Raw genomic sequence first — 13,140 nt, forward strand, 5'->3', positions numbered from 1 at the left:
AGAACAACAACTTTTTTATCTTATCAAAACCTTCTTAATTTGTCAACCACTTTTTAACGGCGACTCAATCATTATAACACGCTCAGTTTTGAAAAGCAACACTTTTTTCATCCTCATCACTTGGTTTTACTCACTCGGTGAGGACATAAATTAATATAGCATATCTCTTTCACATAAATCAATACTTTTTTTAAATTTATTTTAAAAAGTTTAGTTTAAATAAAAATAGATCCTATCTCTAATAGTATTTACAGCTTTATTAGTCTATCACACCTTACCATTAATGCAACAATAAACAACAATTTAATAGAACGAAAAAGCAACTAAGGGAATTACTTAGCCTTAGTTGCTTTTTTATTCACCAAAAATCAAATTAGAGCTCGCTTATCTTAAGCTTTACCCTTATCTCTCATATGAGGGAATAAGAGCACATCACGAATAGACGGTGCATTTGTCAAAAGCATAACTAGACGGTCGATACCAATCCCTAGTCCACCAGTTGGCGGCATGCCGTACTCAAGCGCTTCGATGAAATCGTCATCCATTTCATGAGCTTCATCATTACCAGCAGCTTTTTCTAGCAGTTGTGCTTCAAAACGCTGACGCTGGTCAATTGGGTCATTAAGCTCCGTAAATGCATTCGCGTGCTCACGAGCGACAATAAACAGCTCGAAACGATCTGTAAAGCGTGGATCTTCCTCGTTTTTCTTAGCCAACGGAGAAATTTCTACAGGATGTCCATATACAAATGTAGGTTGAATTAATGTTTCTTCGATTTTTTGTTCAAAGAATTCATTAACAACATGTCCAAAGGTATGATGAGCTTCTACAGTAATTCCATGCTCTTTAGCCAAAGCGCGTGCTTCCTCATCGCTCATGTGCTTCCAGAAATCTACTCCTGTATGTTCTTTTACCAAATCAACCATGTGTACTCGTCTCCATTGCGGAGTCAAATCTACCTCATGGCCTTGGTACTGGATCTTCGTGGTACCCAGCACGGTTTGTGCAATATGAGCAATCATTTCTTCTGTTAACTTCATAATATCCTTGTAATCAGCATAAGCTTCATACAGTTCAATCATTGTAAATTCAGGATTGTGTCGTGTAGAGATACCTTCATTACGATATACACGACCGATCTCATACACTTTTTCCATACCGCCAACAATCAGACGTTTTAAATGTAACTCAATCGCAATACGCATAAACAATTGCATGTCTAATGCATTGTGATGAGTGATAAAAGGACGAGCAGATGCTCCCCCAGCAATGGAGTGCAAAGTAGGTGTTTCTACTTCCAAATATCCTAGGTTGTCCAAATAACGTCTCATTTCAGTTAGAATACGGCTACGTGCGATAAATGTTTTGCGTACTTCTGGATTAACAATTAAATCCACGTAACGCTTCCGATAGCGTGTCTCGATATCTTTTAGGCCATGGAATTTCTCCGGTAATGGACGAAGAGATTTGCTTAGGAAAACTAAGCTTTTCGCTTTAACACTTAGCTCGCCTGTTTTTGTTTTAAATAAAGTACCAGTAAGACCGATAATGTCCCCGATATCACTTAAATCAAAAACGTTATATAGGTCGTCGCCGACTGTATCTTTTCGCACATAAATCTGAATTTGACCAGAGCGATCCAATAGTTGCGCAAAGCTCGCCTTTCCCATCTTGCGCTTTGCCATTAAACGACCGGCGATAGTAACTTCGTGATTCGCTTCTTCAAGCTCTTCTTTCGTTTTGTCCGTAAAGCTAGCTGTGATATCCGAAGCATAATCCTTCTGTTCAAATTTCTTTCCAAACGGATCAATGCCCCATTCACGTAATTGATCCATTTTGTCATGGCGAACTTGTAGCAATTCGTGTAGGTCTTGCTCAGTTCCTTGCTCTTGTTGTAGGTCTTCTTCTCTTGCCATTCCTTCTTCACTCCTAACAGAACGCTCTGTTAAAGCCCGTTGAATAGGACTAGGGCGTACCATCAAAAGATTGGTACGCCATTTAACGTGAGCTTATCGATTAATTTCAAGTACTTCGTATTGAATAACGCCCGCTGGAACATTTACATCTACTGTAGAGCCTTTTGCTTTTCCAAGCAAAGCTTGACCCACAGGAGATTCGTTTGAGATTTTATTGTTTAATGGATCAGATTCAGCAGAACCAACGATAGTGTAGTCTACTATGTCTCCAAATTCAAGATCTTTTAGACGAACAGTTGAACCAACACTTACCACATTGGTATCAACATCTTCGTTAGTAATAATGCGAGCATTGCGCAACATTTTTTCTAAAGTGAGAATGCGGCCTTCAATGAACGCTTGCTCATTTTTAGCTTCTTCATACTCAGAGTTCTCACTAATATCTCCATAGCTAATGGCCTCTTTAATACGTGCAGCGACTTCTTTGCGCTTAACGGTTTTTAAATCTTCTAATTCTTGCTCAAGCTTGGCAAGGCCTTCAGGTGTAAGAATAACTTCTTTTTCAGACATCTTCGTATTCCCCCGTTTATTAATTTTTAATCCCGTTATCAAAAAGTACACAGGATTATATGTAGATCACCCACTTAATATACTAGGGGTAATCGTTTTCTTTTTGTAATACAGTGGGTCATAGGGAAAGCTGCCAGATCACGATCTGGCAGCTTCAAGTACATAATACGATGAATTATAGGATATGAGAAATACGTTGTCAATGTTTGATTTCCATTATAAGGCAGAGATTTTAACAGACCCTTCTTTTTCCATCTCTGTATCATCAAACGCTCCGCTTTCTACCCAATCTACGTAATCATGCAATAAGCGAGACAATTCTTCTTCTGTTTCAACGGAATTTATCAGTTTTTTCGTTTGAGTGGCACCTTTTAAGCCTTTTAGGTACCATGCAGCGTGTTTGCGCATCTCAAGTATGCCAACTCTTGGTCCTTTTAATGCAACTAAACGTTTAGCGTGCAGCAAACAGATATTTACCTTATCACGAACAGTAGGTTCACCCAGTAATTCACCTGTGGTTAGGTATTGAATCGTGCGATAAAGCATCCAAGGATTCCCCAGAGCCGCACGGCCGATCATAACCCCGTCGCAGCCTGTTGTATCTAGCATACGTTTGGCATCCTCTGGTGATGCTACGTCACCATTACCGATAACCGGAATATTAACTACTTCTTTAACTCGGCGAATCCATTCCCAATCAGCTTGACCCTTGTACATCTGAACACGAGTACGAGCATGCACAGAAACTGCCTTACCACCAGCACGCTCCACCGCCTGTGCATTATCTAAAACATATAGATGATCCTCGTCCCAGCCCAAGCGCATTTTGACTGTTACCGGTTTGTCTACAGCATCCACTACTGCTGACACCACTTCATAAATTTTTTCCGGGTCTAGTAACAAACGAGCCCCTGCATCACAGCTAACTATCTTAGGGACAGGACACCCCATGTTAATGTCGATAATATCGGCATTGGTGTTTTGGTCAACGTATCGAGCCGCTCCCACCAACGTCTCCTTATCACCGCCGAAAATTTGCAGACTCAACGGTTTTTCACGTTCATCTACGTATAACATATCTAACGTTTTTTTGTTGCCATGCATAATCGCCTTGTCACTGACCATCTCAGCACAGACTAAACCTGTGCCAAATTCTTTAGCAATCAAGCGAAAAGCAGGATTACATACTCCTGCCATTGGCGCTAGGACAACATTGTTTTTTAATTCGATGTTTCCGATTTTCATATATAAAACCTCCTTAAGCGAAGGAACGCTGCCTACTTTTCATTCCCTTTATTTATAGCACATAATTCCTCATATTCAACTTGTAAAGTGTTGGCTATCTTCCGTAACACCAGTTCAGTCGGTGGTTTTGTTCCTCGCTCCAAGGTGCCCACAAACGATAATGATACACCCATCTCACTGGCTAGTTGCTGTTGTGTAAAGCCTTTTAATTTGCGGAACGCTCTGATTCGGCTCCCCAATCTAATGTCCCCCATACCTGTACCCCCTGTGTTTCTATACATTGATGGATTGCTTCTTCTATGGATAAATTTGTTCCCGGTATAACTCCATGCCATACTTCTTGAAGAGGAATTAGGACAAAAGCACGATGAATCATTTCTGGGTGAGGAATGACCAAATTCGGCAACGCCACTTCCTCCTCTCCAAAAAGCAATAGATCAATATCAATATTGCGCGGCCCCCATCGCTCAAGGCGAACTCTCCCTAATTTTTGCTCAATCGATAAGGCTGTCTGCAATAACTCGAGGGGCGTTAAGCTTGTCTCAATTTCAATCACCATATTTAAAAAGGCAGGCTGATTTATATAGCCCACTGGATCAGTCTCATAAACAGAAGAAAGGCGAGACACTTGAATGAAATCATGTGCATGTAACTCGGCGATGGCACCTTTAAGCATAGCTTCTCGCTCTCCCTGATTAGATCCAAGGGCAATATAAGCTTTTGTAAGGTTGCCCATGCTAGTTACTTCCTTTCTTCCTAATCATCTCAATTGCGACTGATTGGTAATGCCCTGCAATAGGAGGATCTGGTTTTGTTACTTTTACTTTGACCTCATCTAAAGGAAAATCGCTCAACAAACCATCGCAAATCTTCGCCGTCAATTTTTCCACTAACTGATAACGCTCTCCTTCAACGATAGCCTTCACCCTTTCGTAAATATCCGCATAATTAACGGTATATTCTAGCTGATCCGTATCAGCAGCCTTTTGCAAGTCAAGCGAGAGCTCCAAATCAACATAGAACCTTTGACCTAGCCTAGCCTCTTCTTGAAAAACACCATGATAACCATAAAAAGCCATACCATTAAAGTAGATTTTATCCATTGTAGAGTACCCCTTTTTTTATAGCGTCCATCATCATTGCTGTTCGTTTTATGGCCTTAACATCGTGCACGCGCATGATATGACAACCTTTCTCAATGCCTAGCGCTACCGTCGCAATTGTACCCTCTAGACGTTCATCCACAGGTAAATCAAGAACCTTACCAATCATAGATTTTCGTGAAGTTCCCAGTAAGACGGGGTAGCCAAGGGCCACTAAATCATCCAGCCGACGCATTGCTTCTAAATTTTGCTGCAATGTTTTGGCAAAACCAATACCTGGGTCAAGCACGATCATCTCTTCTGACACACCTGCTGCCAAAGCTAGCTGAATAGATTCCTGTAAATCCTTTATGTAGTCAGGGAAGAAATCCTGGTATTCCATCTGCTCTCGATTGTGCATTAGAATAATCGGCACATTCCATCTAGCAGCTACAGCGGCCATTTCGGAGTCTTTTTTTGCACCCCACACATCATTAATAATATGGGCTCCTGCCCGCAATGCTTCATCAGCAACTCGAGCTTTATAGGTATCAACAGAGATCGGTACATCTATATCGCGGGAGAGGCGCTCGATAATCGGAATAATTCGCTCTAATTCTTGTTCCGCACTAACAAGCTGAGAACCTGGCCGTGTCGACTCTCCCCCTACATCGATGATATCCGCTCCATCCTTTACAAGCCTTTCAGCATGCCGCATAGCGTCATCTAGCTGGTTGTAACGTCCTCCATCCGAAAAAGAGTCAGGAGTAACGTTAAGGATTCCCATGATTAATGTTCTTTCGTGCAACGGCAGATTATATGTACCACATGATAGTGATGTAAATTTAGTCTGAGAGCGCTCATGATCATGTTTCATCTTCTTCGAACTCCTTTTTATATTGTGGAAAGCATAACACAATCAGTTGGACAATTCTACCAATCTCCTGTAGGCTTCATGCAACTTTTGGGTCAGTTTTCCATAGACATATGGAACTTCTACATTCTCGACAGTCGATATCGGAACGATCTCCTGAATCGAGTTGGTTACGAACACCTCATCAGCTTTAAATAATTCCTCAAGAGGGTACAGACCTTCCTCCACATTAAGACCACCTGTATGTGCAATGGTTAGGACAGCATTTCGGGTAATTCCTGCTAACAGATCAGTGTCAACGGAAGGTGTATAGACCATATTGTCCTTGACCCAGAAGACGTTGCTTACAACCCCTTCACAGATATAACCTTCTTTTGTCAAAAATAGACCTTCTATATCCGGTTCCCCTCCTATTTCTTGTTTGCCTAGGGCACAGTTTACATAATTATGAGACTTAAAACGTCGGTTTCCTTCCTGAGTCTGCCTTGGAAAGGAGATTACTTTCAATCTTTTAGGAAGAGGAGGCTGTGCAATCGGCGTTACAGATTTGACAAAAATATAAAGCGATGGCTGCTCATATACACCACTATGCAAGCCGACACCTTCCGCTCCTCCAGTAACACTAATTCGTACATAAGCATCCTCTAGCTGATTTTTCTCCAGAGTAGCCTGCACAGCACGATATATCTCGTTATGCTCCCACTTGTGACGAATCCGTAAATCAGTCATGCCATTTTCCAAACGCAGCATATGCTCATTCCAAAAGCATGGTTTTCCTCGATATATTCGAATGGTCTCAAATAGACCGATACCATATAAAAAGCCATGATCCATGGCTGAAACTACCGCTTGTTCCTCAGGTACAATTTTATCATTAACAAACACCCACATTTGCTTAGTCTCCTACTATAAGACGTTTTTCTCTCTTTTGTAACCCACAAAATCAGAGTATCATAACTAAAACTTTCCTCGAACCACTCTTACTGTGATTTTGGTTTATTACTTTCCTGAAAAAACCACCTGCAATCATTTTTGCAAGTGGCTTTGAAGTAATGGTTCATTATTTGATAGGTTGTGTCTCTTTTGCATAAGCCGTCAAAAAGTTTTTCAACATTTGCTTTCCATATTGGGTAATAATTGATTCAGGATGAAATTGAACACCTTCGATAGGCAGCTCTCTATGACGAATCGCCATTATCTCCCCTTCAGGTGTACGAGCTGTAATTTCTAATTCTTCCGAAATTGACTCTTCCTGAATCACCAGCGAATGATAACGTGCAGCTTGGAAGGGGGAAGGTATGGATGCAAAAATGGTCTTTCCATCATGCAATACCTCCGAGGTTTTTCCGTGCATCAGCCGATCTGCTCGCACTATTTTCCCGCCAAATACTTGCCCAATTGATTGATGGCCAAGGCATACGCCAAAAATCGGAATCTTACCTGCAAAATGGCGGACAACATCCATACTAATCCCAGCTTCATTCGGTGTGCAAGGACCAGGCGAAATCATCAGGTAGTCTGGATCCAAATTTTCGATTTCCTCTAGCGTGATTTTGTCGTTACGAAATACCCGTAACTCCTCACCCAGCTCCCCAATAAATTGTACTAGGTTGTACGTAAAGGAATCATAGTTATCAATCATAATAATCATACTCGGCTCTCCTCTCGGCTCTTCAGCCTCTCATTCTCAAATTCTTCACTCAGCTCAACTACTTTCCATAAGACCTCTGCTCTCTTTCCACGACTCATAGCACTCTTTCCGCTTAATTATGAAATCATGGCTGATACCTATAACAGCTCGGGTACGACCTGCTTTAAGCTTTACTAATTCTCGTATGGACAGAAGTGTTTCTTTCTCAAGTTAATTAGTTAAAAGCAATAGGTCTTGATATATCATAACATACAGACTTGGTAGCTGTAAGTCATCATTTGGAAGCTTTTGTAAGATTATTTCCAAATTCACTCATTTCATAACAACGGTTCATGGCCCTTCAAAAGATAGCAGCTCCTGAACCAGATGCTCTATAACGACAAAAAGAAGTGGCCCCTAACGCGTGCGAACCACTTCCATTACATTATTCCTACTTTAAAAAGCCTGAAGCAATATTAATCCTCAAAATGATAAAGCGGCGTAGACAAATAGCGTTCACCATTGCTAGGAATAATAACTACAACTTTTTTTCCTTTTCCTAAACGACTCGCTACATCGAGAGCAGCTGAAATAGCCGCACCTGAAGAAATTCCACCTAAAATTCCTTCTTCCCGAGCCACACGACGAGCTGTTTCAAAAGCAGCTTCGTTTTCAATAGGAAGGATTTCATCATAGATAGACGTATCCAAAATCTCCGGCACGAATCCAGCACCAATTCCTTGAATCTTATGAGGACCTGGTTTGCCTCCAGACAAAACTGGGGAGGCCTGAGGTTCTACCCCATAGATTTTTACCTCTGGGTATTCCTCTTTCAGCACTTGACCCACGCCTGTAATGGTACCACCTGTACCGATACCAGCAATAAAAGCGTCAATACCACCGATCTCTTTTCCCTGTTCAAGCAACTCTTTTGCTGTAGTTTCTCGATGCACCTTAGGATTGGCTTTATTATTAAATTGCTGCGGGATAAAATAGTCGGAGTTCTCGCGGGCAAGTTCTTCTGCTTTACGAATCGCTCCTCCCATTCCTTCCGCTCCTGGGGTCAAGATTAATTCCGCTCCATACGCACGTAGCAAATTACGTCTTTCCATACTCATGGTATCCGGCATAACCAAGATAGCGCGATATCCCTTGGCTGCAGCCACCATCGCTAATCCGATCCCCGTGTTACCGCTAGTTGGTTCAATTATAGTATCGCCAAGCTTCAATTTACCTTCCGCTTCGGCTGTTTCAATCATAGAAAGTGCGATACGATCTTTCACACTGCTACCGGGGTTAAAAAACTCCAGCTTTAAATAGATATCAGCCATGTCTTCCGTTACGACACGATTGAGTTTGACTAATGGCGTATTTCCAATCAGTTCTGTAATAGATTGTGCAACCCGCATGTTTTTGTCCCCCTCAAGTAATCACCGAGTAATTTGCTAGGATTTGTAGGTATTATAACAAATCATATTCATTAGCGTCAACGATAGGTTACATCCTTCACTTCTACTTTGGTCGTTTTACGTAAACGATTTAAAATTTCATCAAACGACTCCGCTTTAGCAATCGCCATGTCCTCAAAAACCTTTTCCTTCGACTGTTCAAAGGTTGGAATTACTTCTTCCTTCCGTTCTGTTATATGCAATAATGCATAACCATCTTCAACAGGAATAGGAGCAGATACTTCCTTGACTTTCATATCCTGAAGAGCGAACTGTTCATTTTCCGTTAAAGAGTCGTCCTTTAAAACAACGATCCCCATATCTCCACCATTGGGAGCTGTGTGGGGGTCTATGGAGCGCTCTTTAGCCAACGTCATAAAATCTGCTCCCTTTGATAGCTCTTGAAATAAATTTTGAGCTTCGGCTTCCGTTTTTACTAACAAGCGATAGAGATGTACGGTGGTCGGTTGAATATAATCGGATTGGTGTTGCTGGAAATAAGCTCGTAGCTCATCATCACTGATTGTTACATTCTTAGTAGCAAGCTTTTTCAACAATAATTGATAGCGAACCTCCTGCTCCATTTGGGCCGGAGTCTGTCCCAATCGATCCTGCACCTCACTTGGGATATCACCCTCATGCGGGAAATGACTTCTTATCCTTTGAATCTCTTCCTGAACTCGCTGATCAGAAACAGTAATTTGCAGACGATTTGCTTCTTGGAAGACGAGCTGGTGATCGATCATACGATCCAGCATCTGTTTTCCATAGCGCTCTTTTAATTGTAAGATTAGCGCTTGCTCTGTAACGTTTTCATCTCCTACCTTAGCTACCGCCGCCAGACCTGCTCCTTTATACCAAGCACCCGATACAACAGCTAACAACAAGATAAGCGCACCAATCAAGCTCCACAAAAACCGAACGTTACGCATCCATTTCTCTCCATTTCATTAAAATTCTATAATATTAGGGCAAGAAAAAAACGGTAGTTGACGTGTCGTTAGCAATCGCACATGTCTCATGCTCTAGTCTCCACCGTTTTGTCTCTTATTCTTTATTTATCCAAATCATTAATGATTTCCTGCAAATCATCATAGTCAAACTGGTAAAGTTCATTGCAAAAATGGCAGTGGACCTCAGCTCCGCCTTCTTCTCTTTGCATACTCATTAATTCCGCTTTACCTAAGCTAGCTAGTGTATTGCCCACTTTTTCAGCAGAGCATCCGCAATTAAAGGTAAGATCCAGCTTACTATGAATAGTAGGGTTGTCCAATACCTTAGCAATTAATTCTTCCGGTGTAATACCTTCTGCAATTAAGCGTGATACCTGCGGCAATTTACTAATTTTCTCTTCAATTTTCACGATATCCTCTTCAGGAGTACCTGGAAGTAATTGCAGAATGAATCCACCTGATCCAAAAATAGAATGATCCTCAGGGTTAACCAGCACACCCACAGCTACAGCCGAGGGAGTCTGCTCTGATACCACAAAATAATAACTAAAATCCTCACCAATCTCACCGGAAACAATCGGCACACTACCTTGATACGGTTCTCGAAGACCTAAATCCTTCGTTACGTATAAAAACCCATCTGTACCTACTGCACGTCGAACGTCTAGCTTACCTAGTTCATTTAGCTCAAAGTGAACCTTTGGATTTGTTGCATACGCCCGCAATTCACCATGGGCATTGGCCTCCGCAAAAATACTGCCGATCGGACCGCCGCCATTAATCTTGACTGAAATACGTTCGTCCCCTTTAAGCATAGCACCCATCATAGCTGTTACTGTAAGCGTTCGCCCTAAAGCTGCACTAGCAGTATTCAGCATACCGTGCCTTTTTCTAATATCTTCTACAATTCCTGTCGTGCGGGCAGCAAATGCTCGAACATTCCCATTGAAACCCGTTGCTCTTACTAAATAGTCACTCATACGCGTCCTCCTTGCATATTCTCTATTTCTCTTAGTTCAGTGTGCCTCGTTCGCTCATTACGCATTCGCTAGCCTTAGCACCCTCTGGTTGCCGTCGTCTGACTGTAGGTAATTGATTGCACCAAAGTATTTCTCTTGTTTTTTGTAACTTTGATCCAATCAATTAGCTATTCATGAACAACAAAACTCCCGCGTATGAGGCAGGAGTCCTCCATCCAGTCCTATTTAGAATGTACCCATGATTCGGCCCAAGTTTGCACGGCATCCATGACGGTTTTTAGCCCTCTGCCTTTATCTGTCAACTCGTATTCAATACGCACAGGGGTTTCAGGATAAACATTCCGCGTTAAAACACCAGCTAGTTCTAACTCCTTAAATCTTTCCGCCAACATCCGATCACTCATACCGGGTATGACTTCAGATATATCTTTAAAGCGCTTAGGCCCTGTCATCAACACACAAATAATTAATCCCGTCCAGCGTTTTCCCAACAATTCAAAAGCAGTCTCAAGCTTTGGACATAATTGGTGGTCACTCATCTTTATCACTCCCTTATAGTTATTTTACCATAGCTACTTAATAAAAATAAGTTTTCAGAAGTGGAGATACCTTTCAAAGTGTAGTTTTCCCGCTTTCTAATGAAAAAATGGGCTACTTGCCTACTCACTTATTTACTTTCTTCATATAAATAGTATAATGCCTTCTGCCTATAAGACAAACCTTTGAGGGTTAATCCTTTTTAATAACGGAATTTTCAGTTTATTTTATTTAAAAGAACTTACACAGACACAAGAAAAATAGACAATAAAAAGGAGCATGATCATGCTTCTTAGCATGTAGCTCCTTTGACCTCCAATTATGGGGACAATGAATGAATTAACTTCTTTTGACATACCTTAGGAAAGGTACTCCATCAAGTTGCGTGAACATTTCTGTTTGCGCAATCGCTCAATCGTAGTTGCTTCAATTTGACGTATACGTTCGCGGGTAAGACCAAACATCTTGCCTACTTCCTCTAACGTATAAACCTGATCGTCATACAGTCCAAAGCGCATCGCAATGATTTCTTGCGAACGTGGACTTAATACGGATAAAGCATCAAAGACCTGGTCTCTTAGATCAACTCGTTCAATCCAGTCTTCTAATGAGCTCTCTTTGTCATCAACAATTTCAGCGTAGCTTAGCAATTCTTCGTCATCTTCCATGTGGAGCACGACAGGTTGCTCATCGATTGATTCCATTTTAATGCGAAGAGCATACTCGATGGTATCCATTTTTTCCAAGGGAATATTTAAATAGGTTGCAATCTCATGTCGTTCAGGATTGCGGTTTAGCAAATGAGCCAATTGCATAACTTTCTTTTGATAGAGACGTATTTGCTCATGCATGTGTACAGGTATGCGAATAAGACGGCCTTTGTCACTGATAGCACGTGTGATGGCTTGTGAAATCCACCAATGCGAATAGTGATATAAACGGACGCCTCTTGTAATATCAAATTTTTCTATTGCGGTAAATAACCCAATTGTTCCTTCTTGAATCAGATCAAGGAACGGCATTCCCTTTTTCAAATGACGAAGTGCAGTGTTTACGACATAACGAAGATAAGCACGTACTAGAATCTCGCGAGCTTCTAAATCACCATCACGCTGATACTGAATCAAATATTGCATTTCTTCATCTTTATCCAACATAGGTGTTGCTGCTACGCCCTCCAAAAACAATAACGCGGAAGTATCTGATCGTAAAGATTTAGGAACAACAATTGATAATTCGTTCTCGACTTCACGCCAACGCCGGGCACAATCTTGGAAAGAGGTGTGACTCATAGTGGTCATGTGCAACCCTCACTTCATCGGAAATAGAAATATTCAGTTATCTCCTGTTGACACATTAAAACATATTGTATAATCCTTATGTTAACAGAATATCAGGAAAAAGGTGAACAAAATTTTTGAAAGAACTAGAACTTTTTACATCTAGTTATTAATTGCTTAATTATGCTATACCTTTCATGATATACATACGCACTGAATGTAAGTTTATCGTACGTAGGAGATAACATTCACATTACTTTACCGGAAAATATTTTGTAGCGAACCATTAGTACAGCGGCATTGTACTAGTGTATTTTTTTATGCCAACTGATCCTCTGCTAATCAGTGTACACCAGTTTTAGCTTGTACCAACCCTCTAAGTTAAAAACTTTTTGAATTAACTCGCTACTAATATTGACTCCTCAACCCCCAAAAAAGTTGCATTTTTTCCTATATGTAATATCTGGATGCCCATTTGTTGCCTACTTTTAAGAAAATAAATGATATGATGCGAAAAAAGTGTAAGCAAGCTATTATCGTCTCGTCTATTTACATACCCAGTATTTTTAAGGGCTAAGGTAAAGCAAATAAGGTTGGGGCTTGGCTTTTTGTTTTTTTGTTTTTT

At 41.0% G+C, this 13,140-nt stretch carries 14 protein-coding genes; all 14 read right to left on the reverse strand.

The window, feature by feature from the left end:
• Positions 1-389: 389 nt before the first annotated feature.
• Entirely contained in the window at positions 390-1,916 is a 1,527-nt protein-coding gene (lysS, locus tag QZ995_RS22115; RefSeq protein ID WP_301811901.1) for a lysine--tRNA ligase, read from the reverse strand.
• 93 nt (positions 1,917-2,009) lie between these two features.
• Positions 2,010-2,486, reverse strand: a complete 477-nt coding sequence (gene greA / locus QZ995_RS22120; RefSeq protein ID WP_031412449.1) for a transcription elongation factor GreA — start codon at positions 2,484-2,486, stop codon at positions 2,010-2,012.
• A gap of 216 nt (positions 2,487-2,702) precedes the next feature.
• Complete coding sequence (gene dusB, locus QZ995_RS22125; protein WP_301811904.1) at positions 2,703-3,731, reverse strand: tRNA dihydrouridine synthase DusB; 1,029 nt, start codon at positions 3,729-3,731, stop codon at positions 2,703-2,705.
• A 32-nt stretch (positions 3,732-3,763) separates the two neighbouring features.
• Positions 3,764-3,985, reverse strand: a complete 222-nt coding sequence (locus tag QZ995_RS22130) for a helix-turn-helix domain-containing protein (RefSeq protein ID WP_003343511.1) — start codon at positions 3,983-3,985, stop codon at positions 3,764-3,766.
• A complete protein-coding gene (folK, locus tag QZ995_RS22135) occupies positions 3,937-4,467 on the reverse strand; it encodes a 2-amino-4-hydroxy-6-hydroxymethyldihydropteridine diphosphokinase (RefSeq protein ID WP_301811906.1) in 531 nt (176 codons plus the stop codon). Before folK ends, QZ995_RS22130 begins: the two co-directional genes overlap by 49 nt.
• A 1-nt stretch (position 4,468) precedes the next feature.
• Entirely contained in the window at positions 4,469-4,834 is a 366-nt protein-coding gene (gene folB / locus QZ995_RS22140; protein WP_301811908.1) for a dihydroneopterin aldolase, read from the reverse strand.
• Positions 4,827-5,690, reverse strand: coding sequence for a dihydropteroate synthase (gene folP, locus QZ995_RS22145; protein ID WP_301811910.1), 864 nt, complete (start codon positions 5,688-5,690; stop codon positions 4,827-4,829). Before folP ends, folB begins: the two co-directional genes overlap by 8 nt.
• A gap of 42 nt (positions 5,691-5,732) precedes the next feature.
• Complete coding sequence (pabC, locus tag QZ995_RS22150; protein WP_301811911.1) at positions 5,733-6,578, reverse strand: aminodeoxychorismate lyase; 846 nt, start codon at positions 6,576-6,578, stop codon at positions 5,733-5,735.
• A 169-nt stretch (positions 6,579-6,747) separates the two neighbouring features.
• Entirely contained in the window at positions 6,748-7,338 is a 591-nt protein-coding gene (gene pabA, locus QZ995_RS22155; protein ID WP_301811913.1) for an aminodeoxychorismate/anthranilate synthase component II, read from the reverse strand.
• A gap of 455 nt (positions 7,339-7,793) precedes the next feature.
• Positions 7,794-8,726, reverse strand: coding sequence for a cysteine synthase A (gene cysK / locus QZ995_RS22160; protein WP_301811916.1), 933 nt, complete (start codon positions 8,724-8,726; stop codon positions 7,794-7,796).
• 77 nt (positions 8,727-8,803) lie between these two features.
• Positions 8,804-9,697, reverse strand: a complete 894-nt coding sequence (locus tag QZ995_RS22165; protein ID WP_301811918.1) for a peptidyl-prolyl cis-trans isomerase — start codon at positions 9,695-9,697, stop codon at positions 8,804-8,806.
• 122 nt (positions 9,698-9,819) lie between these two features.
• On the reverse strand, positions 9,820-10,698 hold the full coding sequence (gene hslO, locus QZ995_RS22170; protein ID WP_301811920.1) for an Hsp33 family molecular chaperone HslO: 879 nt from the start codon (positions 10,696-10,698) through the stop codon (positions 9,820-9,822).
• A 221-nt stretch (positions 10,699-10,919) separates the two neighbouring features.
• Complete coding sequence (locus QZ995_RS22175; RefSeq protein ID WP_003333851.1) at positions 10,920-11,237, reverse strand: winged helix-turn-helix transcriptional regulator; 318 nt, start codon at positions 11,235-11,237, stop codon at positions 10,920-10,922.
• Between the two features lie 357 nt (positions 11,238-11,594).
• Entirely contained in the window at positions 11,595-12,536 is a 942-nt protein-coding gene (locus tag QZ995_RS22180) for a sigma-70 family RNA polymerase sigma factor (RefSeq protein WP_301811934.1), read from the reverse strand.
• Positions 12,537-13,140 lie beyond the last annotated feature (604 nt).

The sequence above is a fragment of the Brevibacillus laterosporus genome (assembly GCF_030489605.1).
Taxonomy (GTDB): Bacteria; Bacillota; Bacilli; order Brevibacillales; family Brevibacillaceae; genus Brevibacillus_B; species Brevibacillus_B laterosporus_E.

Excerpts from the sequence above, each read along its gene's own strand:
- cysK (WP_301811916.1), bottom strand. The coding sequence starts at position 8,726 with ATGCGGGTTGCACAATCTATTACAGAACTGATTGGAAATACGCCATTA.
- folK (WP_301811906.1), bottom strand. The coding sequence starts at position 4,467 with ATGGGCAACCTTACAAAAGCTTATATTGCCCTTGGATCTAATCAGGGA.
- QZ995_RS22180 (WP_301811934.1), bottom strand. The coding sequence starts at position 12,536 with ATGACCACTATGAGTCACACCTCTTTCCAAGATTGTGCCCGGCGTTGG.
- greA (WP_031412449.1), bottom strand. The coding sequence starts at position 2,486 with ATGTCTGAAAAAGAAGTTATTCTTACACCTGAAGGCCTTGCCAAGCTT.
- pabC (WP_301811911.1), bottom strand. The coding sequence starts at position 6,578 with ATGTGGGTGTTTGTTAATGATAAAATTGTACCTGAGGAACAAGCGGTA.
- pabA (WP_301811913.1), bottom strand. The coding sequence starts at position 7,338 with ATGATTATTATGATTGATAACTATGATTCCTTTACGTACAACCTAGTA.
- folB (WP_301811908.1), bottom strand. The coding sequence starts at position 4,834 with ATGGATAAAATCTACTTTAATGGTATGGCTTTTTATGGTTATCATGGT.
- folP (WP_301811910.1), bottom strand. The coding sequence starts at position 5,690 with ATGAAACATGATCATGAGCGCTCTCAGACTAAATTTACATCACTATCA.
- QZ995_RS22175 (WP_003333851.1), bottom strand. The coding sequence starts at position 11,237 with ATGAGTGACCACCAATTATGTCCAAAGCTTGAGACTGCTTTTGAATTG.
- QZ995_RS22165 (WP_301811918.1), bottom strand. The coding sequence starts at position 9,697 with ATGCGTAACGTTCGGTTTTTGTGGAGCTTGATTGGTGCGCTTATCTTG.
- hslO (WP_301811920.1), bottom strand. The coding sequence starts at position 10,698 with ATGAGTGACTATTTAGTAAGAGCAACGGGTTTCAATGGGAATGTTCGA.
- dusB (WP_301811904.1), bottom strand. The coding sequence starts at position 3,731 with ATGAAAATCGGAAACATCGAATTAAAAAACAATGTTGTCCTAGCGCCA.
- QZ995_RS22130 (WP_003343511.1), bottom strand. The coding sequence starts at position 3,985 with ATGGGGGACATTAGATTGGGGAGCCGAATCAGAGCGTTCCGCAAATTA.
- lysS (WP_301811901.1), bottom strand. The coding sequence starts at position 1,916 with ATGGCAAGAGAAGAAGACCTACAACAAGAGCAAGGAACTGAGCAAGAC.